Here is a 22,138-nt window from a genome sequence, read left to right on the forward strand (position 1 = left end):
TGGTGGCCGGAGCGGGTCAGAGCGCGGGAACCGGCGTGTACGGCGTCAGGTCCGCGGCCAGTTCCTCGTGCACCAGTGCCTTGAGCAGGGTGCCCTCCGCGGTGTGCTCCTCGGAGATCACCTCGCCCTCGGTGTGGGCACGGGCGACCAGCTTGCCGTGCGTGTAGGGCACGAGCGCCTCGATCTCCACGGAAGGGCGCGGCAGCTCGTGGTCGATCAGGGCGAGCAGCTCCGCGATGCCGCGGCCGGTGCGGGCCGAGACCGCGATCGAGTGCTTCTCCACCCGCAGCAGCCGCTGCAGCACCAGCGGGTCGGCCGCGTCCGCCTTGTTCACCACGACGATCTCGGGTACGTCGGTGGCGCCGACGTCCCTGATCACCTCGCGCACGGCGGCCAGCTGCTCCTCCGGGTCCGGGTGCGAGCCGTCGACCACGTGCAGGATCAGGTCGGAGTCGCCGACCTCCTCCATGGTGGAGCGGAACGCCTCGACCAGGTGGTGCGGCAGGTGCCGGACGAAGCCGACCGTGTCGGCCAGCGTGTACAGCCGCCCGCTCGGCGTCTCGGCCCGGCGCACGGTCGGGTCCAGGGTCGCGAACAGCGCGTTCTCGACCAGGACACCGGCGCCGGTGAGGCGGTTGAGCAGGGAGGACTTGCCGGCGTTGGTGTAGCCCGCGATGGCGACGGACGGCACCTTGTTGCGGCGCCGCTCCTGGCGCTTGATCTCACGGCCGGTCTTCATGGCCGCGATCTCCCGGCGCATCTTGGCCATCTTCTCGCGGATCCGCCGCCGGTCCGTCTCGATCTTGGTCTCACCGGGACCTCGGGTGGCGAGGCCGCCGCCCTTGCCGCCGCCCATCTGCCGGGACAGCGACTGGCCCCAGCCGCGCAGCCGCGGCAGCATGTACTGCATCTGCGCGAGCGCGACCTGCGCCTTGCCCTCACGGGACTTGGCGTGCTGGGCGAAGATGTCCAGGATCAGCGCCGTGCGGTCGATGACCTTGACCTTGACGACGTCCTCGAGGTGGATCAGCTGGCCCGGACTCAGCTCACCGTCGCAGATGACGGTGTCCGCGCCCGTCTCCAGGACGATGTCACGCAGCTCGCCGGCCTTGCCGGAGCCGATGTAGGTGGCCGCGTCCGGCTTGTCGCGGCGCTGGATCACGCCGTCGAGGACGAGGGCGCCCGCGGTCTCCGCGAGGGCGGCCAGCTCGGCGAGGGAGTTCTCCGCGTCGTGCACGGTCCCCGAGGTCCAGACGCCGACGAGCACCACGCGCTCCAGACGGAGCTGCCGGTACTCGACCTCGGTGACGTCCTCCAGCTCGGTGGAGAGACCCGCGACACGGCGCAGGGCCGCGCGCTCGGAGCGGTCGAACTGGTCGCCGTCCCGCTCTCCGTCGATCTCGTGGCTCCAGGCGACGTCCTCTTCCATCAGGGCATCGGCCCGGAGACCTTCGGGATAGGTGTGCGCGAGACGCTCGGCGGCCTGGGAAGAGGAAGAAGAGGAGGTCATTGGGTCCTTACGTCGTTGGGAATCCGTGCTGCGGCGACGGGTCGGCGGCCGCGGGCGAAGCGCCTCGGCAGCTGTTCCGTCACTTGTCACAACGCGCGGGTGTCCCGGGAGATTCCCGTGCGCCGTGCCGTGCCGACACGACGATCGTCGCACGGCACGGCCCGTCTCGTCACGGCGTTATTCCCGGCTGTCCGGCTGTCCGGCTCGCCGCTTGGCCCGCTCACTGCTTCCGGTGGGCGTCCCGCGCCCACGCCGCCTTCGCCACCGTCCTCGTCGGTGCTGTCTTCGCCCGTCCGGACGTCCTCGCCGTCTGTGCCGCCTTCGCCGGTGCGGTCCTGGGCGGCGGTGTCTGCTTCCAGTCCGGGTGGCCCGGCATGGGCGGCGTCTTCACACCGTAGAGCCAGGCCTTGAAGAAGCCGCCGAGGTCCCGTCCGGCGACGGCCGAGGCCAGACGTTCGAAGTCCGCCGTGTTCGCCGTCGAGTCCCGGTGCTCGCGCACCCAGGCGCGCTCCAGCCGTTCGAAGGCCGGCCTGCCGATCTCCTGGCGCAGGGCGTAGAGGACGAGAGCCGCGCCGTCGTAGACGTTGGCACGGAAGATGCCGATCTTCTGGCCGGCCTTGGGCGGCTTGGGCAGCGCGGGTGGCCCTCCGGCCTCACGCCAGCGGTCGGAGGCCCCGTAGGCGGCCTTCATCCGGGCCTCCATGGACTTGTGCGCCTTCTCGTCGGCGTACAGGGCCTCGTACCAGGTCGCGTGTCCCTCGTTGAGCCACAGGTCGGACCAGCTGCGCGGACTGACGCTGTCGCCGAACCACTGGTGGGACAGTTCGTGCACCATCACCGACTCCACGTACCACTTGGGCCAGGCCGGATCGGTGAACAGCTCCTTCTCGAAGAGGGAGAGGGTCTGCGTCTCCAGTTCGAAACCGGTGGTGGCGGACGCCATGAGCAGGCCGTACGTCTCGAACGGGTAGCGTCCGACCTTGCTCTCCATCCAGGCGATCTGGCCGGGGGTCCTGGCCAGCCAGGGTTCGAGCGCCTCGCGGTCCCCGGTGGGGACGACGTCGCGCACGGGCAGGCCATGCGGACCGGTGCGGTGCAGGACGGTGGAGCGGCCGATGGAGACCTGTGCCAGCTCGGTGGCCATGGGGTGCCCGGTGCGGTACGTCCACGTGACCTGTCCGCCCCTTCGGGCGGTACCGGCGGGCAGCCCGTTGGCGACGGCCGTGTACCCCTCGGGGACGGTGACGTGGAAGGTGAACCTCGCCTTGTCGGAGGGGTGGTCGTTGCACGGGAAGACCAGGTGGGCGACGTCGGCCTGGTTGGCCATGGCGAGCCCGTCCGCGGTGCGCACCCAGCCGCCGTCCCGGCCCTTCTCGGACACCGGGTCACTGGTGTGGTGCACCGTGATGCGCGCCCAGCCGTGCCCGGGCAGCGGGACCTGGGGGGTGACCACCAGGTCCTCCCCCGCGGCGGCGAAGCGGGCCGGGAGTCCGTCGACCTCCACGGAGTCGACCTCGCCGTGCGTGAAGTCGAGGTTCAGGCGGTCGAGGTCCTGGGCCGGCCGGACGTCGATGGTGGTGACGGCCCGCAGCGGCTTGCTGTTGTCCCCGGTGTAGGTGAAGGACAGGTCGTACGACGTCACGTCGTATCCGGGGTTGCCCAGCTGCGGGAAGAGCCGGTCGCCCACGCCGAGCGCGGTGGGCGGGGCGCTCGCGGCGAGGAGACAGGCGCAGGCGCCGGACGCTGCGGACGCGAGGAGGGTCGCCTTGAGGGTTCTGAGGCGACGCGGGACACGGGGTCGGAGGGTGCGCGGCATGCACCACGGCTATCAGCGCGCGGCGCCGCCGCGGCGGCGACGCGCGCCCTTCCCACTCGAACGGGGCCCTCGGGAGTGCGTGCGGCCCGCGCCGGCGCGCGGGACGTTCCGGGGGTGCGCGGAGTGCGCGCCGGGCGCGCCGCCGGAGGCACCCGCCCGGGGCGCGGGCGCCCGCGCCGGGCGGGCGTCACGGACTCGCGCCCGGCGCAGACCGGTTCTCGCGCCGAGCGGGCACCGGAGGCTCGGGGCGCGGTGGCGCGGGACGCACGCGCCGCGGTGGCGACGGACGTTCGCGGCAGGGGGCCCGCGCCGGGCGGGGACCGTCGGGCCCTGGGTCAGTCTCCCGGCGGCTGCGACTGGGCGCGGCTCACGTCGTAGACGCCCGGGACGTTGCGCATCGCCCGCATGAGGGCGGGCAGACGCGCGGCGTCGGGGAGCTGCAGGGTGTACGTGTGGTGGACGCGCTGCTGGGCAGGCGGGGCCACCGTGGCCGAGACGATCTCGACGCCTTCGAGGGCGATGGCCTCGGTCAGATCGGCGAGCAGGTGCGGGCGGCCGAACGATTCGGCGAGCAGGGTCACGCGGCAGGCGGCGGTGTCGCCCCAGCGCACGCCGATCTCCGCGCGCCCCGCGCTCTTCATCCGCGCGACCGTGGCGCATTCCACGCGGTGCACCGTCACCGCGCCCCCGCGCACGGCGAAGGCGGTGATCCGGTCGGGCGGCACGGGCGTACAGCAGCCGGCGAGCCGTACGGGGGCGCGGGGCAGGTCGGCGACGACCACGGTGGCCGTGCCGGGGCGCTCCTCCCGTGCGGACGGCGCGGCTCCGCCGGCCCCAGCGGCCGACCCGGGCCCACCGGTCGTCTGTCCGGGGCGGTCGGCCCCGCCGGGAGGGAGCGCGCCCGGTCCGTTCACCCCGGTGAGCCCGTCGGGGCCCCCTGGGGTGTCCGCCGCTCCCGGGGAGGCGTCCTCGCGGGTCCCGGGGGTGCCGTCCGGGTCGTCGGCCGGGACGGGATGCGCCGCGAGCCACCGCTGGATGGCGATGCGGGCGGCGGGGGTGTGGGCGTGCTCCAGCCACTCACGGGAGGGCTCGGAAGCGGGGTCCTGGCCCATCAGGAGCTGGACGGTGTCGCCGTCCTGGAGGACGGTGCTCAGCCTGGCCAGTCGCCCGTTGACGCGGGCGCCGATGCACGCGTGCGCGTCCTCGCCGTACTGGGCGTAGGCGGCGTCGATACAGCTGGCGCCAGCGGGGAGGCCGAGTGTGCCGCCGTCGGGGCGGAAGACGGTGATCTCGCGGTCCTGGGCCAGGTCCTCGCGGAGCGTGGACCAGAAGGTGTCCGGGTCGGGGGCCGCCTGCTGCCAGTCGAGCAGCCGGGAGAGCCAGCCGGGGCGCGTCGGGTCGACGCGCTCGCCGTCGCCCGTCGGCTGGTCCTCCGCGGGCGGCGCGTACGGGTTGCCGAGCGCGACGACCCCGGCCTCGGCGGTCTTGTGCATCTGGTGCGTGCGGATGAGGACTTCGACGACCTGGCCGTCCGTGGCCGCCCGCTCGGTTCCGTCCGGGCGGGACGGCGGGAGGGCGACGGCGGTGTGCAGCGACTGGTACAGGTTGAACTTGGGTACGGCGATGAAGTCCTTGAACTCGGCGACGACCGGTGTCATACAGGTGTGCAGTTCGCCGAGGACGGCGTAGCAGTCGGCGTCCTCGTTCACCAGGACGAGCAGCCGGCCGAAGTCACAGCCGCGCAGCCGGCCGCGTTTGCGGGCCACGCGGTGCAGGGAGACGAAGTGCCGTGGCCGGACCAGGACTTCCGCGGTGATGCCGGCCTCGCGCAGCACGCCCCGGACCTGCTCGGCCACCTCGGTGAGCGGGTCGTGCGGACGGCTCGCGTTCTCCGCGATCAGTTCGCGGGTGTGCGCGTACTCCTCGGGGTGGAGGATGGCGAAGACCAGGTCCTCGAGTTCCGTCTTGAGCGCCTGCACACCGAGCCGTTCGGCGAGCGGGATGAGCACGTCCCTGGTCACCTTGGCGATGCGGGCCTGTTTCTCGGGACGCATGACGCCGAGGGTGCGCATGTTGTGCAGCCGGTCGGCGAGTTTGATCGACATCACGCGGACGTCGTTGCCGGTGGCGACGAGCATCTTGCGGAAGGTCTCGGGTTCGGCCGCGGCGCCGTAGTCGACCTTCTCCAGTTTGGTGACGCCGTCGACGAGGTAGCGGACCTCCGCGCCGAACTGGTCGCCGACCTGGTCGAGCGTCACGTCGGTGTCCTCGACCGTGTCGTGCAGCAGGGAGGCCGTCAACGTGGTCGTCTCGGCGCCGAGTTCGGCGAGGATGAGGGTGACGGCGAGCGGGTGCGTGATGTAGGGCTCGCCGCTCTTGCGCATCTGGCCGCGGTGCGAGGACTCGGCCAGCAGGTAGGCGTGGCGCAGGGGTTCGAGGTCGGCGTCGGGGAAGTGGGCGCGGTGTGCCTCGGCGACGTGCCCGATGGCGTCCGGGAGGCGGTCGCGGGCGGTGGGGCCGAGCAGGGCGGCCCGGCCCAGTCGGCGCAGGTCGATCCGCGGGCGGGCCCGCCTCCGGGGCGCCGACGGCGCCACCGGGCCCGGGGCCGCAGGGTTTGTGGCATCCGCACTCATGGGCACCTCCGGCTGCGTGGACCGGCGGACGGGATGCCCCAGGGCGTACGCGGCTCAGGGGTTGGCGTCGGACCCCCCGTCCGGGCCGGTGCTTGATGCTATCGAGCCCAGCACCCTCAGCCGACCGCCTCTCGGAGAGCGTGAAACGGATCACCCATTCGAGCGACGGCCCGAGAGGTTTACGGTTTTCGGTCAGGTGACAAGCGGGCACCCGTGGATTTCCCCCGAGGCCCGCCCCCGCCGCCTGGGTCCTGCCCGGCGAGGCGGGCTCCGGCCCTGCGATGTCCGGCCGGGTCCCGGTTCAGCCGACCGCTGTTTCCAGCCATTCCGTGTCGATCTCGCCCTCGGCCACGATCACGGCGGGGCCGGTCATCTCGATCTCGCCGTCCGGCCGCTCGGTGATGACCAGGGTGCCGCCGGGCACGTCGACCCGGTACGTCACCGGCGTGCCCGCGGCGGCGGGGTCGGCGCCGTCGCGGCGGGCGGCGGCCACGGCGACGGCACACGCGCCGGTGCCGCAGGAGCGGGTCTCGCCGGAACCGCGCTCGTGCACGCGCATCGCGACGTGGCGGGGGCCGCGGTCGACGACGAACTCGACGTTGACCCCGTCCGGGTAGGCGGCGGCCGGGCGGAACGGCGGCGGGGAGAGCAGGTCGCCGGCGTCCGCGAGGTCGTCGACGAAGGCGACCGCGTGCGGATTGCCCATGTTGACGTTGCGCGCGGTCCACTCTCGCTCGCCGACGCTCACGGTGACGTCGCCCTCGGGGAGCCGGGCCCTGCCCATGCCCACCGTGATGTCACCGTCCTTGGCGATGTGCACCGTCTTCACGCCCCCGCGGGTGGCGAGGGCGAGGTCGCCCTCCGTCGCGTGCCCGGCGTACTGCAGGTAGCGCGCGAACACGCGTACGCCGTTGCCGCACATCTCCGCGACGGAACCGTCGCCGTTGCGGTAGTCCATGAACCACTCCGCCTCGGCCGCCATCTCCCGGGCCTCCGGGTGCGCGGCGGCGCGCACGACGTGCAGCACGCCGTCGCCGCCGATGCCCGCGCGGCGGTCGCAGAGGGCGGCGACGGCGGCCGGGGACAGCTCCACGGCGTTCTCCGGGTCGGGGATGATCACGAAGTCGTTCTCCGTGCCGTGTCCCTTGAGAAAGGCGATGCGGGTGCTCATGCCTCGATCGTACGGGGTGGGTACGACGATCCCGCGATCACGGCCGCCGGCCCGGCCTTCTCACCGGCGGGGGACACGGAGACCGGCGCGGAAGGCCCTGGACCGGTCGGGGAGGCCCCTGGCGGAGCGGCGGCGGCTGACGGGGAGGCGCGGCGGGGCGCGGCGGGGCGGAGAGTGCTCAGCGCAGGCCCGCGACGCGCCACACCGCCAGGGTGACGACCACGGCGACCAGCAGGACGTACACGCCGATCATGCCCCAGGCGGGCCGCCGGCCGGTGTCGCGCGGCGACAGCCCCGGCCAGGTGTACCCGACGCGGCGGGCGGCCATCGTGCCCCAGCCTGCCGCGCAGAGGCAGATCAGCAGCCCCAGCATGGCGATCATCGCGCCGCTGTCGCCGTCGAAGGCCAGCGGGAAGGCGAACATCAGCGAGCCGACGGCCGCCAGGCCCACGATGGGCGCGAGCTGCCAGATGCGCAGCCGCCGCTGCGGACGCAGCTCGACCTCGACCTCGGGTCCGGCGAACATCTCCTCGGGCTCCGGACCGTCGTCCGTGACACCGCCCTGCGTCTCGTCCGGGCCGTCGGGGCTCAGCGAGTCCTCGTCCTGGTCGTCACCGGCGCGTTCCACGGTGATGCGCTCGGTGCCTCGCGCGGTGACGCGCTCGGTGTCCGCAGCGGTGATGCGCTCCGTGCTCTGTGCGGTGTCGCGAGGGCCGGCCTCCATCGCCACGCGCCCTCCCAACCAGGACTCATCTGTCGATCGAAGTCTGATGATGGCACGGCGCCGGAGGCCTGGATGACGGCCTGGGCTTCCCGATGCCATCACGTGATCAGGCTGTAACCGGTCGTTCCACCAACGCCATGGCCAGGTGCGGAAGTTCCCGGAGATCGGTGGCTGCCCCGCTCAGCCAGTGCACGCGCGGGTCGCGCCGGAACCAGGAGTCCTGGCGGCGCGCGAAGCGTTTGGTGGCACGCACGGTCTCCGCGCGCGCCTCCTCCAGCGTGCACTCCCCCGCGAGTGCCGCGAGGACCTGCTGGTACCCGAGTGCGCGGGAGGCCGTGCGCCCCGCGCGCAGGCCCCGCGCCTCCAGCGCGCGGACCTCCTCCACGAGCCCGGCGTCCCACATGCGGTCGACCCGGCGCGTGATGCGCTCGTCCAGCTCGGGACGCGCCACGTCCACACCGATCTGCACGGTGTCGTAGACCGAGTCGTGACCCGGGAGGTTGGCCGTGAAGGGCCGGCCGGTGATCTCGATGACCTCCAGAGCGCGCACGATACGGCGTCCGTTGCTGGGCAGGATCGCGCGTGCGGCCTCCGGGTCGGCGGCGGCGAGCCGCGCGTGCAGGGCGCCCGAGCCGCGCAGCGTCAGCTCCTCCTCCAGCCGGGCCCGCACCTCGGGGTCGGTACCGGGGAACTGCAGGTTGTCGACGGCCCCGCGGACGTACAGCCCGGAGCCGCCGACCAGGATCGGCCAGCGCCCCTCGGCGAGCAGGGCGTCGATGTGTTGCCGGGCGAGCCGCTGGTACTCGGCGACGGAGGCCGTGACGCTCACGTCCCAGACGTCCAGGAGGTGGTGCGGTACGCCGCCGCGCTCCTCGGGCGTCAGCTTGGCGGTGCCGATGTCCATCCCTCGGTAGAGCTGCATGGAGTCGGCGTTGACGACCTCGCCGCCCAGGCGCTGGGCCAGGAACACGCCGAGATCGGACTTTCCGGCCGCGGTGGGGCCGACGACGGCGATGACGCGGGGGGCGGGGGGTGCGCTGCTCACCGCACCAGTCTCGCAAACCTTCGGCGGGCTCCTCGAACGAGTTACGTGACGGCACGCGAACAGGGTCGTTGCCCGTTGCGAGGTTCCCGCGGCCGGATACCGGCGGGCGGTGGTTCGGGCGTCACGCACAGACGCACCGGGCTACGCGGGATGCCGCCCGCACGAGTAACGTATGGAGTTGATATGGGCGTTTTTGCAAGGATTTTCCGGAGGTCGAAGGCGACTGAGGAGGTGCCGGGCGCCGGGGAGCCGGCCGGCCCGGCGGCGAGCGGCGCGGCGGCGGCCGGGTCCGAGGCGGTCGGCGGTGCCGCGGCCGAGGGCGCCGCGGACGGTGCGGCGGACGCGGTGAAGGCCGCGCGGACGCCCAACAGCGGCGACGACACGGCGGGCGCGCAGGAGGACAGCGCCGCCGAGGGCGTGGAGATCCCCAAGCAGCAGTCCGCCGACGAGGCGGCAGGGCACGGAGCCGGAGAGGGCGCCCGCAGGTAGCTCTCCCGCCAGGGAAGGTGAACCATGGGTCTGCTGGACAACATGAAGGCCAGGCTGGGCCCGGCCAGGGACAAGGTGTCGGACCTCGCACAGCGCCACGGGGGCTCGATCGAGCACGGGCTCGACAAGGCCGCGAGGATGGTCGACGAGAAGACCAAGGGCAAGTACAGCGACAAGATCCACGCGGGCACGGGCAAGGCCAAGGAGGCCGTGGACCGGCTCGCGCACCGGGACGGGGCGGCCCCGGGCGGGACCGCCGGCGCACCTGCGGAGACTGCGCGGGGTGCGGCGCCGGGTGGCTCCGGTACGAGTGAGCCCGCCACGGGCGGTCCGGGCACGGGTGGCCCGGCCACCGGCGGTCCGGGCACGGTCCCGGGCGGCGACGCCGGGCGTACGGCTCCGCCCCCGCAGGAACCTCCGCAGGGGCCGCCGCCCGTGTCATGAGCGGCGCGGCCGTGCCATGAGCGGGGCACCCGTGTCATGAGCGGGACCTCCGGGGCATGAGCGGCGGAGGCCGGCGGACGGCCGGGAGCAGGACCTGGTGTCCCGGCCGTCCGCCGGCCTCCGTCCGTCGGTCTCCACCGGTCGTCCACCGTCCGCCGGCGACCCGGCGCGCGCCCTGAGCACCCCGCCGCTCGGGGCCCTCTCGGCGTCAGGACCAGGCGGCCACCAGGTAGCCCACGCCGTACGGCGCCTCGTCGTAGAGGAGCGCCCCAGAGAGGTGCGCGCCCTCGGCCGCGCCCGCGAGCACCTGCCACGGGGCCCGGCCCGACACCTTGAGTTCGTACGCCAGTTCCGCGTCGAGCGCGGTGAGGGCCGCCACGTCCGCGGCGCCGAGTGCCCGGGCGGCCTCGGTGTCGAAGGGCTCGGCCCGCTCGTCGAGGTATCCCGGCGCCTTCAGCGACCGGCAGGCGCTGCCGTCGCCCATCACCAGCATCGCCACCCGTTCCGGCCGTGCGGCGATGTCCCGGCCCGCCGCCACGCACCGGTCCGCCGCCAGGGGCTCACCGACGCCCAGCCCCTCGACGGGGGCGGCCGACCAGCCGGTCCGTTCGAGCAGCCACGCCGCGACGGCGAGCGAGGGCGGCAGCTCGCGCTCGGGCGCGCTGCCCGTGGCCGGGCCCAGCCGCACGTCCAGGTCCACGCCGAAGCCGCGGAACGACCCCCGGGCTCCCTGCGGGTGCGGGCCGCGCCCGGACTGCTCGGCGGGGCCGACGACCAGGAGCCGGTCCGGCCGGGCGGCGGCGAGCACTCCCAGGGCGTCCGTGCACGCGGCGCGCGCGGCGTCCAGCTCGGGCGCGGCGCCCTGGGCGACCGCGGGCACGAGAAGGGGCGGGCAGGGACAGACTGCGGCGGCGACAAGCATGATCGGCAGACTAGCCCGGAACGCCGGACGACGACGGGCCTCCCCCGCCGACCGGGCCGCCTCGCCCCCACGGCCCACCACTGGCTCGCCTCCGGGCCACGACCGGCCCGGGTCGGCCCCGCAACGGACTCGGATCCGGTCCACCGTTCACAGCCGACTCCGGACAACTCACGCCCGGCCACCGGCCCGCGTCCGGCCCACGGACAACTCACGCCCGGCCACCGGCTCACATCCGGCCCGTGACCACCTCGCGGCCGACCCACGAAGGACCGGCTCCCCGCTCACGGCCGCCCCGTGCCCATGGCCGGCCGCCCCGCACCCGCCTCCGGTCGGCCGCCCCCGCGCCGGCCGCCGGCGGAGCGGCGCCGGAAGCGGCCACGCGAGCGCCGTCCGCGAGCGCTGTCGGAGCCGTCCGCGACCGCAGCACGCTCCCGGTGGGCGGCACGAAGGCGGGTCAGTCGCAGCCGCAGCCGCTGTTCGCCGCGACCGGCAGCGGCTCCGGGACGCCGATCTTCGGCAGGCCCAGCATGACGCCGGCGGGCTTGGCCGCCTCGGCCGCGGTGCGCTTCTCCCAGGCGTCGCCCGCGCGGGTACGGCGCACCTCCAGCACCGGGCCCTCGGCGAGGAGGTGGTGCGGGGCGGCGTAGGTGACCTCGACGGTGACCACGTCGCCGGGGCGGACGTCCTGGTCGGGCTTGGTGAAGTGGACCAGGCGGTTGTCGGGGGCGCGGCCGGAGAGGCGGTGGGTGGCGCCGTCCTTGCGGCCCTCACCCTCGGCGACCATCAGCTCCAGCGTGCGGCCGACCTGCTTCTTGTTCTCGTCCCAGGAGATCTCCTCCTGGAGGGCGACGAGCCGCTCGTAGCGCGCCTGGACGACCTCCTTGGGGATCTGGTCGTCCATCTCGGCGGCCGGGGTGCCGGGCCGCTTGGAGTACTGGAAGGTGAACGCCTGCGCGAACCGCGCCTCGCGCACCACGTGCAGCGTCTGCTCGAAGTCCTCCTCGGTCTCGCCGGGGAAGCCCACGATGATGTCGGTGGTGATCGCGGCGTGCGGGATGGCGGCGCGCACCTTCTCGATGATCCCGAGGTAGCGCTCCTGGCGGTAGGAGCGGCGCATCGCCTTCAGGACCGTGTCGGAGCCGGACTGCAGGGGCATGTGCAGCTGCGGCATCACGTTCGGCGTCTCGGCCATGGCGGCGATCACGTCGTCGGTGAAGTCCCGCGGGTGCGGGGAGGTGAAGCGGACGCGCTCCAGGCCGTCGATCGTCCCGCAGGCGCGCAGCAGCTTGCTGAACGCCTCCCGGTCGCCGATGTCGGAGCCGTAGGCGTTGACGTTCTGGCCGAGCAGCGTGATCTCGGAGACACCCTCGCCGACCAGGGCCTCGACCTCGGCGAGGATGTCGCCCGGACGGCGGTCCTTCTCCTTGCCGCGCAGCGCCGGGACGATGCAGAAGGTGCACGTGTTGTTGCAGCCGACCGAGATGGACACCCAGGCCGCGTACGCGCTCTCGCGCCGCGTCGGCAGCGTGGAGGGGAACGCCTCCAGCGACTCGGCGATCTCGACCTGCGCCTCCTCCTGGACGCGGGCGCGCTCCAGCAGGACGGGCAGCTTGCCGATGTTGTGCGTGCCGAAGACGACGTCGACCCAGGGCGCCTTCTTGACGATGGTGTCGCGGTCCTTCTGGGCCAGGCAGCCGCCGACCGCGATCTGCATCCCGGGCCGCTTCGCCTTCTTCGGGGCGAGGTGGCCGAGGTTGCCGTAGAGCCGGTTGTCGGCGTTCTCCCGGACGGCGCAGGTGTTGAAGACGACGACGTCCGCGTCACCGTCGGAACCCTCCGGGGCCCGTACGTAACCCGCGTCCTCGAGCAGCCCGGCCAGCCGCTCGGAGTCGTGGACGTTCATCTGGCACCCGTAGGTGCGGATCTCGTAGCTGCGCGTGACGCCCACTTCTCGGCTCCGGTCGATGCTGCTCATGCCCATAAGGGTAGGCGCTCGCGGAAGTGCGCCCGGACGGCCCGCGCCCTGTCGCCCGGCAACCGGACCGCCGCGGCCCGGCAGCCACCGCGGACAGCGCCCCACCCTGCCCGGCAGCCGGCGAGGGGCCGCCCGCACCCCGGCCGGCAACCCGGTCCCCGGCGCCCGCCGCCCCACTCACTCCTGCCCGCTCCCCGGGCCACACCGCCGCACGACGGCACGACGGCCAGGTGCCGCGACGCCGCGGCGGCGGCCGCGACACGACCCGGGACAACCGGTCGGTGACTCCGGGGGCGGGGCTCCGGGCCCAGAATGGGGCATACCCGCCCAGAAGCGTTGTTTTCCGCTCACGGCAGCCCCTCCCGGACAGGTACGTGTGATGCAGCTACGTGACGCCCTGCGGACCTCCGCCCCGGACGTGGCCCCGGCCGCCGCGCTGCGCGGTTGGCTGCTGCGCCCCGCCGGAGCGGCCTGGGTCGCCCTGCTCGCCGCCGTCCTGGTGGCGCGCACCGCGCACGTGGCGGTCGTGTACGCCCAGGGCGGCATGGACAACGCCTTCGTCGTCCGCGCCGGACAGACGTGGCTGCACGGCGGTGCCCCGTACGCCGACCGGCGTTTCCTGTACCTTCCGAGCGCCGTGCTGTTCGCCGCGGGTCAGGCGGCGCTGCCGGCGGTCGTGCTGAGGGTCGCCGCGCCCGTGGTGTGCGTGGGGCTGGTCGTGGCCGGCTGGTGGTGCGCCGTTCGGCTGTTCCGGGTGCCGGCGCGCAGCCGGTTCGCGGTGCTGGGGCTGCTGGCCCTGGTGCTGTGCTGGGCGCCCGTCGGACATCTGATCGACCTCGGCAACTGGACCGCGGTCAGTGCCCTGGCGCTGCCCCTGGCGCTGCTGCTGGCCGACCGGGGGCGCTGGGGCGCGGCCGGGGTGGTCCTGGGGCTGTCCGTCGCGGTCAAGCCGCTGCTCGTGCCCGTCGCCGTGCTGCTGCTCCTGGCCCGGCAGTGGCGCGCCCTGGCCTGGATGGTGGCGCTGCCGCTGGCGCTTTCCGCCGGGATGGCGCTGGTCATGCCGGATCCGGGCGGGTTCTTCACGCGCACGCTGCCGTTCCTTCTCAGGGGCGGCGACGCCCTGATGCGGCCGTTCGACTGCTCGCTGCCCGCCGTGCTGCCGCGGCTCGGGGTGCCGCCGGTCCTCGCCGAGGCGGTGGCGCTCGCGGCGGCGGCGGCCGGTGTGCTGTGCGCCTGGCGGCGCTGGCGGCGCGCCGACCCCGGTCCGGCGCGGCTCGCGGACACGGCCGCCATGCTCATGCTCGCCTCGTACCTGCTGGCCCGGCCGTCCTACGAGCACTACCTGGTCGTCGTCGTGCCCCTGCTGGTCGCCGGGGCGTTCGAGGACGGGTCGGTGACGCGCTCACCGTGGTTCTGGGCCGTGCTGGTGCCACAGGTGCCGGAGTTCGCGTTCCCGCACCTGGAGGTGTCCACGCGGCGGGCGTTCAAGGACGCCGTCGCGCTGTGCGGGCTCGCGCTGGTCCTCGGGCTGGGGTGCGCGCGGCGGCGGCCGCCCCGGGCGCCCTCCCGGCGGACCGCCGATCCGGTGCCGGAGCTGTCCGGCCCGGTGCGCTGAGGGACGCCGGGCCCGTCAGGGACGGTCGGGCTGCCAGCCCTGGCGGCGCAGCACCCCCGACACGTCCGGTGCCTGGTAGTGATCTCCCTTGAGCACCTTGCCGTCGGCGCGGCGGGCGACCTGGCCGTCGGGGCCGAGCTTGGTCATGTTCGAACGGTGGATCTCGGCGATCACCTGGTCGAGGTCGATGCCGTGCACCAGGGCGGTGCCGTACGCCACGTACACCACGTCGGCCAGTTCGTGCGCCAGCCGGTCGAGCGGGCCGTCGACCGAGACCTCGGCCACTTCGGCCGCCTCCTCGGCCAGCAGGTCCCCCCGGTGCGCCGCCAGCTCGGGCGGCACGCGTACCGGTGTGCTGCGGACGTCGAGCCCGAAGGCCCGGTGGAACTGACGGACGAGGTCGGCGGGCGAGGAACTCATACGGCGACTCTAACCGCCGCCTGTGACACAGCCGCACCGCCCGAGCGTCCCGCCGCCCACCCGCTCCGCAACCACCCACCGCAACCCGTCGCCCACCCGCTCCGCAACCACCAGCGCCCTCCGCCACCGCCCCCATCGCCCCCACGGCCGCCTCCCCTCAAGGCCCGCGTCCCGGCCCCCGGCCCCGCCCGCCCCTGGCCAGTTCCGCACCCCGGCTGGCAGGATCGCGCGCATGTCCAAGCTGTTCCGTTCCGTCGGCAGGCGCCGTGGTCTGCAGGGCACGGCCGTCCTCGCCGTCGTCCTCGGGCTGCTGCTGTGGTGGCTGCTGCCGCTGGGCGACGACCCGCCGAGGGGGACGATCGCCTTCAGCACCGGCACCACGCGCGGGGTCTACCACGAGTACGGGGTGCGGCTGCGCACCGCGTTCGCCAAGGACATGCCGGGCCTGGAGGTGCGGTTGCTGACCAGCGACGGTTCGCAGGAGAACGTCGCACGGGTGGCGACCCGCAAGGCCGACTTCACGATCGCCGCGGCCGACGCGGTGGAGACCTACGTACTGGACCACGGACCGGGCGCGTCCCGGCTGCGCGGGGTCGCCCGCCTCTACGACGACTACGTGCAGCTCGTCGTGGCGCGTGACTCGCCCATCCACTCGGTGGCGGACCTGCGCGGCAGGCGGGTGGCGGTCGGCCCGCCGGAGTCGGGGGTCCGGCTGATCGCGGAACGGGTGCTCGAGGCCGCCGGTATCGACCCGCACACGGGCATCCGGCCCATGGCCGACGGGATCGACACCGGGCCGGGCCGGCTGCGTACGCACGCGATCGACGCGTTCTTCTGGTCGGGCGGACTGCCCACGGACGGGCTCACCCAGCTCGCCTCGAAGTTCGCCTTCCGGTTCGTGCCGATCGACACCGACCTGGTGGCCAGGCTGCACGCCGAGGGCGGCGCCACCCGCTACTACCGCGCGACCAACATGCCGGAGTCGGCGTACCCGGCGGTGCAGGAAGGCTCGACGGTGCCGACCATCGCCGTCTCCAACCTGCTGATGACCCGCGAGGACGTGGACCCGAGGCTCACCGAGTGGCTGACCCGGGCGGTGATCAGGAGCCGCGACCAGATCGGCGCCCACGTCCACTCCGCCCAGCTGGTCGACCTGCGCACCGCGATCTACACCGACCCGCTGGTCCTGCACGAGGGCGCCCGCCGCTACTACCGGTCCGTCAAGCCGTAGGCGGCGCGGCGCCACCGCTGCCCGTCCCGGCCCGCACCCGCCGCCCCGCCGGCGCACACCCCCGTCCGCGCCGGCGCCTCGTCAGGCCATCGGCGCGCCGGCCGGCGGACCGGGGCGCGGGTCCGTCCTCGGGACGGTCACCGTCACCTTCAGCCCGCGCGGCTCCTCGGCGCGGTGGGCGGCGTACGAGAGGGAGCCGCCGCCCGCCGCGAGCAGCGCGCGGGAGATGGACAGGCCGAGTCCGGACCCGCTGACGTTCTGGTGGCGGCCGCTGCGCCAGAAGCGGTCGCCGACGCGGGCCAGTTCGTCGTCGGTGAGGCCGGGGCCGTGGTCGGCGACCACGACCGTGGAGGTGTCGCCGCCGCCGGAGACCGTCACCTCGACGCGTTCGCCCTCCGGCGTGAACTTCACCGCGTTGTCGATCACCGCGTCCAGCGCGGAGGAGAGCGCCACCGGATCGGCCCAGGCCGTGGTGGCCGGGCACTCTCCGACCAGGCGCACCCCCTTGGCCTCGGCGGCGGGCGACCAGGCGGCCACCCGCTCCCCGGTCAGCTCGCCGATGTCGATGAGCTGGAGGTCGGCCTCCGCGTGCTCGGCGAGCGCCAGGTCCAGCAGGTCGTCCAGGACCTGCGCGAGCCGCTTGCCCTCGGTACGGACGGAGGCGATCTCCTCGTTGCCCTCGGGCAGTTCCAGGGCGAGCAGTTCGATGCGCAGCAGGAGCGCGGCCAGCGGGTTGCGCAACTGGTGGGAGGCGTCGGCGACGAAGGCCCGCTGCTGCTCCAGGACGTCCTCGACGTTGCCCGCCATCTCGTTGAACGACCGGGCGAGCCGTCTGAGTTCCGGCGGGCCGCCGGCCACCGCGACCCGGGACTTCAGGCGCCCGGTGGCGATGTCGTGGGTGGTGGCGTCGAGCACCCGGACGGGCCGCAGCACCCAGCCGGTCAGGCGCAGGGCCGCGCCGACGGCGACCAGCATGGCGACGGTCTCGCCCGCGCCGAGGATCAGCCAGTCCTGCAGCGTCCGGGCGCGCATCTGCCCGGTCGGTGAGTCGGTGACGACGACCGCGACGACGTCACCGTCCCGGATGACGGGCGAGGCGACGACGAGCCGGTGCCGCTGCCAGGGCCAGACCTGTTCGGGGTCGTGGCTGCGGCGGCTCAGCTTGGCCTCGCCGAAGGCCTCGCGCACCTCTCCCTCGGCGGGCAGCGCCCAGTCGGCCGGGGCGCTGGCCATGGGGATGCCGGTGCGGTAGAAGACGCCGGCCCGGATGCCGTACACCTCGTGGTAGCTCGCGAGTTCGCGTCTGAGCGTCTCCAGCCGCTCGTCGGGGACGGTACGGCGCGAGCCCATGGGCCGGTCGGTGACGAACTGGGCGAGGGCGGCGAAGCGTGCCGTGTCGTCGATGCGGTCGACGACGACCTTCTGCTGTTCGCCCGCGGCGAGGCTGACGGCGAGCGGGAACCCGAGGGCGAGCAGGACCGCCGCCATCAGGACGATCAGCAGCGGCAGCAGACGTGTGCGCACCCGGACCCGCTACGCGGCCGGGGCGACGAGGCGGTAGCCGACGCCGCGGACGGTCTCGATCAGCGCCGGCATCCGCAGTTTGGAGCGCAGGGAGGCGACGTGCACCTCCAGGGTGCGGCCGGTGCCCTCCCAGCTGGTGCGCCACACCTCGCTGATGATCTGTTCCCGCCGGAAGACCACTCCGGGACGCTGGGCGAGCAGGGCGAGCAGGTCGAACTCCTTGCGGGTCAGCTGGACCGACGTACCGTCCACGCTCACCTGCCGGGTGGGCAGTTCGATGTGGACCGGACCGAGCCGCAGGCCGCCCTCGGCGGCCCCGCCCGGGTCCTCGTGGACGGTGCGCCGGCTGACGGCGTGGATGCGGGCGAGCAGCTCGCCGGTGTCGTACGGCTTGACGACGTAGTCGTCGGCACCGAGGTTGAGGCCGTGGATGCGCGAGCGGACGTCGGCCCGCGCGGTGACCATGATCACCGGGGTGCTGGTGCGCTTGCGGATCTTGCCGCAGACCTCGTAGCCGTCCTGGTCGGGCAGACCGAGGTCGAGCAGGACCACGCCGAAGCAGGCCCCCTCCGGGACGAGTGCCTGGAGTGCCTCCTCGCCGCTGCGGGCGTGGGTGACGTCGAAACCGTGCCGGGCCAGGATCGCGGACAGTGCGGCGGCGACGTGGTTGTCGTCCTCGACCAGGAGCAGTCTCAACCCGGGCCCCTCCCGTTCATCGTCATGTCGTCGTACGCCGGGCGCAGCGAAGCGGTGCGCACGCGCGCGTGGGTGCACCATGGCAGTCACGCCGATGGACGAGGACGTCGTCAAGGGGCTGCCGGTTGCACGCCCCCTGTCGTTATCCAGCCGGTACGCGCTTTCGTGTGACGCGCCACGACGGGTGTCCGATTGCTATCGGATCGTGATGCTCAGATGTACCTCAGATGTACTGACGCTGGTCGCGCGGCGTGGCTACTGTCCTCCGAAACCGATGAGGACGGAGCCTGAAAGCGATGACCGAAGTATCGGTGGCCAAGGAAGACGTGGCCTCGACCGGCGATCTGGTCGTCCTGAAGAGCGTCAACAAGCACTTCGGCGCGTTGCACGTGCTCCAGGACATCGAGCTGACGATCTCCCGCGGCGAGGTCGTCGTGGTCATCGGGCCCTCCGGGTCCGGGAAGTCCACCCTGTGCCGCACCATCAACCGTCTGGAGACCATCGACTCCGGCACGATCACGATCGACGGCCGTCCGCTGCCCCCGGAGGGCAAGGAGCTGGCCCGGTTGCGTGCCGACGTCGGGATGGTCTTCCAGTCCTTCAACCTCTTCGCGCACAAGACCGTGCTGGAGAACGTGACGCTGGGCCAGGTCAAGGTCCGCCGCACGGACAAGCAGGCGGCGGAGGAGCGGGCCCGGGCCCTGCTCGACCGGGTCGGCGTGGGCGCGCAGGCGGACAAGTACCCGGCGCAGCTCTCCGGCGGCCAGCAGCAGCGCGTGGCGATCGCGCGGGCGCTGGCGATGGAGCCGAAGGTCATGCTCTTCGACGAGCCGACCTCCGCGCTGGACCCCGAGATGATCAACGAGGTGCTGGAGGTCATGCAGCAGCTCGCCCGGGACGGCATGACGATGATCGTCGTCACCCATGAGATGGGATTCGCCCGATCGGCTGCCAACCGGGTGGTCTTCATGGCGGACGGCCGGATCATCGAGCAGGCTGCGCCCGACCAGTTCTTCAGCAATCCGCGCAGCGACCGGGCCAAGGACTTCCTGTCGAAGATCCTGCACCACTGAGGACCGCTCCGGCCGCGGGCGCCGCGCACGGCCTGCGTCCGGCCCGCCACGACCGGCCGGGACGGCGCACCGCCCACCGGCCGACGCCCCACCGATCGGACCGCGGCCAGCGGCCGGGCACGTACGACGTCCGGCCGGCCACGCACCATCGGCCGGACCACGCACCACCAGCCGGTCCGCGCCACCGCAGGACGGTGGACCGGCTGCCGCCCACCGGCGGCGCGGGGCGGCGTCCGGCTCCTTCCGGCACCCGTGCCGGCCTCCGTACCCGCCCCCACGGCGCCGTCACCCCGCAGGGTCCCGGCTCCTGACCGGGCCTTTGAGACTTTCAGCAAAGGAAGTTCAGCATGAAGCTCCGCAAGGTCACCGCCGTCTCGGCCGTCGTGCTCGCCCTCGCCGTCTCGGCGACGGCGTGCGGTTCGGACAAGAAGGACGGCGGGTCGTCGGGTGGCGGCAAGAAGATCGCCATCGGCATCAAGTACGACCAGCCCGGCCTCGGCCAGAAGACGCCGCAGGGCTACTCCGGCTTCGACGTGGACGTGGCCAAGTACGTCGCCAAGAAGCTCGGTTACAACGAGGACCAGATCGAGTGGAAGGAGTCGAAGAGCGCCGACCGCGAGACCATGCTGGCCCGCGGTGACGTGCAGTTCATCGCCGCCACCTACTCGATCACCCCGGAGCGCGAGAAGAAGGTCGACTTCGCCGGCCCGTACCTGCTCGCCCACCAGGACGTCCTGGTCCGCGCCGACGACGACTCGATCAAGTCGGCGGGCGACCTGAACAGCAAGAAGCTGTGTTCGGTCACCGGTTCGACCTCGGCGCAGAACGTCAAGGAGAAGCTGGCCCCCAAGGCGAACCTGCTGAAGTACCCGACGTACTCGGCCTGCCTCAACGGCCTGCAGAACAAGGCGATCGACGCCCTGACGACGGACGACTCGATCCTCGCCGGTTACGCCTCCCAGGCCCAGTTCAAGGGCAAGTTCAAGCTGGGCGGCCTGAAGATGACCAACGAGAACTACGGCATCGGCGTCAAGAAGGGCAGCGACCTCAAGGCCAAGATCAACAAGGCGCTGACGGACATGGTCTCCGACGGTTCCTGGGAGAAGGCCGTGAAGGCCAACTTCGGTCCGGCGAACTACCAGTACGAGCAGGCGCCGAAGATCGGCGACGTCAAGAGCTGAGTCAGCGCCCGCCGGGTGCGCCGCTCCCCAGGGGGCGGCGCACCGGGGCCCACCACACGCGGAAGCGCGGGAGATCGTGTTCGACTTTCTTGAAGGCTACGACCTGCTGGGAGCCTTCTGGGTGACGGTGCAGCTCACCCTGCTCTCGGCCGTCGGTTCCCTGGTCTGGGGCACCCTGCTGGCCGCCATGCGCGTCGGCCCGGTGCCGCTCATGCGCGGCTTCGGCACCGCGTACGTCAACGTCGTGCGGAACATTCCGCTGACGGTGATCATCCTGTTCACCTCGCTGGGCCTGAACCAGACCCTCGGCGTGCGCCTCGGCTCGGAGAACTTCGACACCATCAACTTCCGGCTGGCCGTGCTGGGTCTGATCGCCTACACCTCGGCGTTCGTCTGCGAGGCCATCCGCTCCGGCATCAACACGGTGCCGGTCGGCCAGGCGGAGGCGGCCCGCGCGCTCGGGCTGAACTTCACCCAGGTACTGACCCTGGTGGTGCTGCCGCAGGCGTTCCGCTCGGTCGTCGGCCCGCTCACCAACGTCCTGATCGCGCTCACCAAGAACACCACGGTGGCCGCCGCGATCGGTGTGGCCGAGGCGGCCCTGCTGATGAAGGACATCCTGGAGAACGAGGCACAGCTCCTGCTGACCGCGGCGGTCTTCGCGTTCGGCTTCGTGTGCCTGACGCTGCCGACCGGCCTGGTCCTCGGCTGGGTCAGCAAGAAGGTGGCGGTGAAGCGATGAGTTCCTCGGTGCTGTACGACGCGCAGGGGCCCAGGGCCAAACGGCGCAACGTCGTCTACTCGATCGTGTTCGTTCTCGCGCTCGCGGCCCTCCTGTGGTGGGTCTACCAGGGCCTGAGCGACAAGGGACAGCTGGACTGGGAGAAGTGGAAGCCGTTCTTCGCCGGTTCCGAGGCGTGGACGACGTACATCCTGCCGGGCCTGAAGAACACGCTGATCGCGGCCGCCCTGTCGATGGTCATCGCCTTGCCGCTGGGTGCGGTCTTCGGCATCGCGCGACTCTCCGACCACGCCTGGATCCGGGTGCCGGCCGCCGTGATCGTGGAGTTCTTCCGCGCCATCCCGGTGCTGATGCTGATGATCTTCGGTCTGGCGCTGTTCGCCCAGTACACGAACGTCGGTTCGGACGACCGGCCGCTGTACGCCGTCGTCACCGGCCTGGTGCTCTACAACGCCTCGGTCCTGGCGGAGATCGTCCGGGCGGGCATCCTGTCGCTGCCCAAGGGGCAGGCCGAGGCGGGTCAGGCCATCGGTCTGCGCAAGACCCAGGTCATGACGTCGATCCTGCTCCCGCAGGCGGTCACCGCGATGCTGCCGGCCATCGTGAGCCAGCTCGTGGTGATCGTGAAGGACACCGCGCTGGGCGGCGCGATCCTCACCTTCCCCGAACTGCTGGCGTCGGTCTCCCCGATGAGTTCGTACTACGGTGCGAACACCATCGCCAGCTTCACCATCGTCGCCGTCATCTACATCCTGCTGAACTTCAGCCTCACCAGCTTCGCGAGCTGGCTGGAACGCCGGCTGCGGCGGGCCAAGAAGTCCACCGGCGCGGTGCTCGGGCCGACGGCGGTGGCGGACGCCGAGTCGACGGGTGCCACCGTCTGACGGCCGGTCACCCGGCAGGCGCCACACGGGGGCAGCGGAGTGA

Annotated in this window: 19 protein-coding genes; 8 read left to right on the forward strand and 11 right to left on the reverse strand. The window is 73.0% G+C overall.

The window, feature by feature from the left end:
• Positions 1-16: 16 nt before the first annotated feature.
• The 6 genes from hflX to miaA all read right to left on the reverse strand — a co-directional run bounded on the left by hflX (position 17) and on the right by miaA (position 8,899).
• A complete protein-coding gene (gene hflX, locus IG64_RS16795; RefSeq protein ID WP_037856799.1) occupies positions 17-1,510 on the reverse strand; it encodes a GTPase HflX in 1,494 nt (497 codons plus the stop codon).
• 220 nt (positions 1,511-1,730) lie between these two features.
• Positions 1,731-3,326, reverse strand: a complete 1,596-nt coding sequence (locus tag IG64_RS16800) for a M1 family metallopeptidase (RefSeq protein WP_051812982.1) — start codon at positions 3,324-3,326, stop codon at positions 1,731-1,733.
• Between the two features lie 335 nt (positions 3,327-3,661).
• On the reverse strand, positions 3,662-5,959 hold the full coding sequence (locus IG64_RS16805) for a RelA/SpoT family protein (RefSeq protein WP_037856802.1): 2,298 nt from the start codon (positions 5,957-5,959) through the stop codon (positions 3,662-3,664).
• A gap of 301 nt (positions 5,960-6,260) precedes the next feature.
• Positions 6,261-7,130, reverse strand: coding sequence for a diaminopimelate epimerase (dapF, locus tag IG64_RS16810; protein WP_037856804.1), 870 nt, complete (start codon positions 7,128-7,130; stop codon positions 6,261-6,263).
• Between the two features lie 178 nt (positions 7,131-7,308).
• Positions 7,309-7,854 carry a hypothetical protein gene (locus IG64_RS16815; RefSeq protein ID WP_037856805.1) on the reverse strand — a complete coding sequence of 182 codons (546 nt, stop codon included), beginning with the start codon at positions 7,852-7,854 and terminating at the stop codon, positions 7,309-7,311.
• Between the two features lie 106 nt (positions 7,855-7,960).
• Entirely contained in the window at positions 7,961-8,899 is a 939-nt protein-coding gene (gene miaA, locus IG64_RS16820; RefSeq protein ID WP_037856808.1) for a tRNA (adenosine(37)-N6)-dimethylallyltransferase MiaA, read from the reverse strand.
• A gap of 231 nt (positions 8,900-9,130) precedes the next feature.
• On the opposite strand from miaA, the gene IG64_RS41165 reads away from it, so the two are divergent.
• Both IG64_RS41165 and IG64_RS16830 read left to right on the forward strand, forming a co-directional pair.
• A complete protein-coding gene (locus IG64_RS41165) occupies positions 9,131-9,388 on the forward strand; it encodes a hypothetical protein (RefSeq protein ID WP_158771580.1) in 258 nt (85 codons plus the stop codon).
• Positions 9,389-9,412: 24 nt separating this feature from the next.
• Positions 9,413-9,832, forward strand: a complete 420-nt coding sequence (locus IG64_RS16830; RefSeq protein WP_037856814.1) for an antitoxin — start codon at positions 9,413-9,415, stop codon at positions 9,830-9,832.
• 208 nt (positions 9,833-10,040) lie between these two features.
• Here IG64_RS16830 and IG64_RS16835 read toward each other — a convergent pair whose 3' ends face one another.
• Together IG64_RS16835 and miaB are read right to left on the reverse strand one after the other, a co-directional pair.
• Positions 10,041-10,754, reverse strand: coding sequence for a class III extradiol dioxygenase subunit B-like domain-containing protein (locus tag IG64_RS16835; protein WP_037856815.1), 714 nt, complete (start codon positions 10,752-10,754; stop codon positions 10,041-10,043).
• 454 nt (positions 10,755-11,208) lie between these two features.
• Positions 11,209-12,729 carry a tRNA (N6-isopentenyl adenosine(37)-C2)-methylthiotransferase MiaB gene (gene miaB / locus IG64_RS16840; protein ID WP_037856885.1) on the reverse strand — a complete coding sequence of 507 codons (1,521 nt, stop codon included), beginning with the start codon at positions 12,727-12,729 and terminating at the stop codon, positions 11,209-11,211.
• A gap of 379 nt (positions 12,730-13,108) precedes the next feature.
• On the opposite strand from miaB, the gene IG64_RS16845 reads away from it, so the two are divergent.
• Positions 13,109-14,344, forward strand: a complete 1,236-nt coding sequence (locus IG64_RS16845) for a glycosyltransferase family 87 protein (RefSeq protein ID WP_051812984.1) — start codon at positions 13,109-13,111, stop codon at positions 14,342-14,344.
• 15 nt (positions 14,345-14,359) lie between these two features.
• Here the strand turns inward: IG64_RS16845 and IG64_RS16850 are convergent, their stop codons facing one another.
• Positions 14,360-14,764 (reverse strand): MazG nucleotide pyrophosphohydrolase domain-containing protein, encoded by a 405-nt coding sequence (locus tag IG64_RS16850; protein WP_037856817.1) that lies wholly within the window; start codon positions 14,762-14,764, stop codon positions 14,360-14,362.
• A 232-nt stretch (positions 14,765-14,996) separates the two neighbouring features.
• Here IG64_RS16850 and IG64_RS16855 point away from each other — a divergent pair, with 232 nt between their 5' ends.
• Positions 14,997-15,995 (forward strand): TAXI family TRAP transporter solute-binding subunit, encoded by a 999-nt coding sequence (locus IG64_RS16855; RefSeq protein ID WP_037856818.1) that lies wholly within the window; start codon positions 14,997-14,999, stop codon positions 15,993-15,995.
• 81 nt (positions 15,996-16,076) lie between these two features.
• On the opposite strand, the gene IG64_RS16860 is transcribed toward IG64_RS16855, so the two are convergent.
• Positions 16,077-17,519, reverse strand: a complete 1,443-nt coding sequence (locus IG64_RS16860) for a sensor histidine kinase (RefSeq protein ID WP_037856821.1) — start codon at positions 17,517-17,519, stop codon at positions 16,077-16,079.
• 9 nt (positions 17,520-17,528) lie between these two features.
• Entirely contained in the window at positions 17,529-18,215 is a 687-nt protein-coding gene (locus tag IG64_RS16865) for a response regulator transcription factor (RefSeq protein ID WP_037856823.1), read from the reverse strand.
• A 296-nt stretch (positions 18,216-18,511) separates the two neighbouring features.
• Here IG64_RS16865 and IG64_RS16870 point away from each other — a divergent pair, with 296 nt between their 5' ends.
• The 4 genes from IG64_RS16870 (at position 18,512) to IG64_RS16885 (ending at position 22,095) form a co-directional block, all read left to right on the forward strand.
• On the forward strand, positions 18,512-19,288 hold the full coding sequence (locus IG64_RS16870) for an amino acid ABC transporter ATP-binding protein (RefSeq protein WP_037856825.1): 777 nt from the start codon (positions 18,512-18,514) through the stop codon (positions 19,286-19,288).
• A 347-nt stretch (positions 19,289-19,635) separates the two neighbouring features.
• Positions 19,636-20,469 carry a glutamate ABC transporter substrate-binding protein gene (locus tag IG64_RS16875; RefSeq protein WP_037856827.1) on the forward strand — a complete coding sequence of 278 codons (834 nt, stop codon included), beginning with the start codon at positions 19,636-19,638 and terminating at the stop codon, positions 20,467-20,469.
• 76 nt (positions 20,470-20,545) lie between these two features.
• Positions 20,546-21,211: an amino acid ABC transporter permease gene (locus IG64_RS16880; RefSeq protein WP_037856832.1), complete on the forward strand. Its 666-nt coding sequence runs from the start codon at positions 20,546-20,548 to the stop codon at positions 21,209-21,211.
• Complete coding sequence (locus IG64_RS16885) at positions 21,208-22,095, forward strand: amino acid ABC transporter permease (RefSeq protein WP_037856835.1); 888 nt, start codon at positions 21,208-21,210, stop codon at positions 22,093-22,095. Before IG64_RS16880 ends, IG64_RS16885 begins: the two co-directional genes overlap by 4 nt.
• The last annotated feature ends 43 nt before the right edge of the window (positions 22,096-22,138 follow it).

The organism is Streptomyces sp. NRRL S-340 (genome assembly GCF_000720185.1).
In the GTDB taxonomy this organism is placed as follows: Bacteria; Actinomycetota; Actinomycetes; order Streptomycetales; family Streptomycetaceae; genus Streptomyces.

What these genes read in the sequence shown, in the direction of transcription:
- hflX (WP_037856799.1), bottom strand. Translation starts at nt 1,510, where the DNA reads ATGACCTCCTCTTCTTCCTCTTCCCAGGCCGCCGAGCGTCTCGCGCAC.
- IG64_RS16800 (WP_051812982.1), bottom strand. Translation starts at nt 3,326, where the DNA reads ATGCCGCGCACCCTCCGACCCCGTGTCCCGCGTCGCCTCAGAACCCTC.
- IG64_RS16805 (WP_037856802.1), bottom strand. Translation starts at nt 5,959, where the DNA reads ATGAGTGCGGATGCCACAAACCCTGCGGCCCCGGGCCCGGTGGCGCCG.
- dapF (WP_037856804.1), bottom strand. Translation starts at nt 7,130, where the DNA reads ATGAGCACCCGCATCGCCTTTCTCAAGGGACACGGCACGGAGAACGAC.
- IG64_RS16815 (WP_037856805.1), bottom strand. Translation starts at nt 7,854, where the DNA reads ATGGAGGCCGGCCCTCGCGACACCGCACAGAGCACGGAGCGCATCACC.
- IG64_RS16830 (WP_037856814.1), top strand. Translation starts at nt 9,413, where the DNA reads ATGGGTCTGCTGGACAACATGAAGGCCAGGCTGGGCCCGGCCAGGGAC.
- IG64_RS16835 (WP_037856815.1), bottom strand. Translation starts at nt 10,754, where the DNA reads ATGCTTGTCGCCGCCGCAGTCTGTCCCTGCCCGCCCCTTCTCGTGCCC.
- miaB (WP_037856885.1), bottom strand. Translation starts at nt 12,729, where the DNA reads ATGAGCAGCATCGACCGGAGCCGAGAAGTGGGCGTCACGCGCAGCTAC.
- IG64_RS16845 (WP_051812984.1), top strand. Translation starts at nt 13,109, where the DNA reads ATGCAGCTACGTGACGCCCTGCGGACCTCCGCCCCGGACGTGGCCCCG.
- IG64_RS16850 (WP_037856817.1), bottom strand. Translation starts at nt 14,764, where the DNA reads ATGAGTTCCTCGCCCGCCGACCTCGTCCGTCAGTTCCACCGGGCCTTC.
- IG64_RS16855 (WP_037856818.1), top strand. Translation starts at nt 14,997, where the DNA reads ATGTCCAAGCTGTTCCGTTCCGTCGGCAGGCGCCGTGGTCTGCAGGGC.
- IG64_RS16870 (WP_037856825.1), top strand. Translation starts at nt 18,512, where the DNA reads ATGACCGAAGTATCGGTGGCCAAGGAAGACGTGGCCTCGACCGGCGAT.
- IG64_RS16875 (WP_037856827.1), top strand. Translation starts at nt 19,636, where the DNA reads ATGAAGCTCCGCAAGGTCACCGCCGTCTCGGCCGTCGTGCTCGCCCTC.
- IG64_RS16885 (WP_037856835.1), top strand. Translation starts at nt 21,208, where the DNA reads ATGAGTTCCTCGGTGCTGTACGACGCGCAGGGGCCCAGGGCCAAACGG.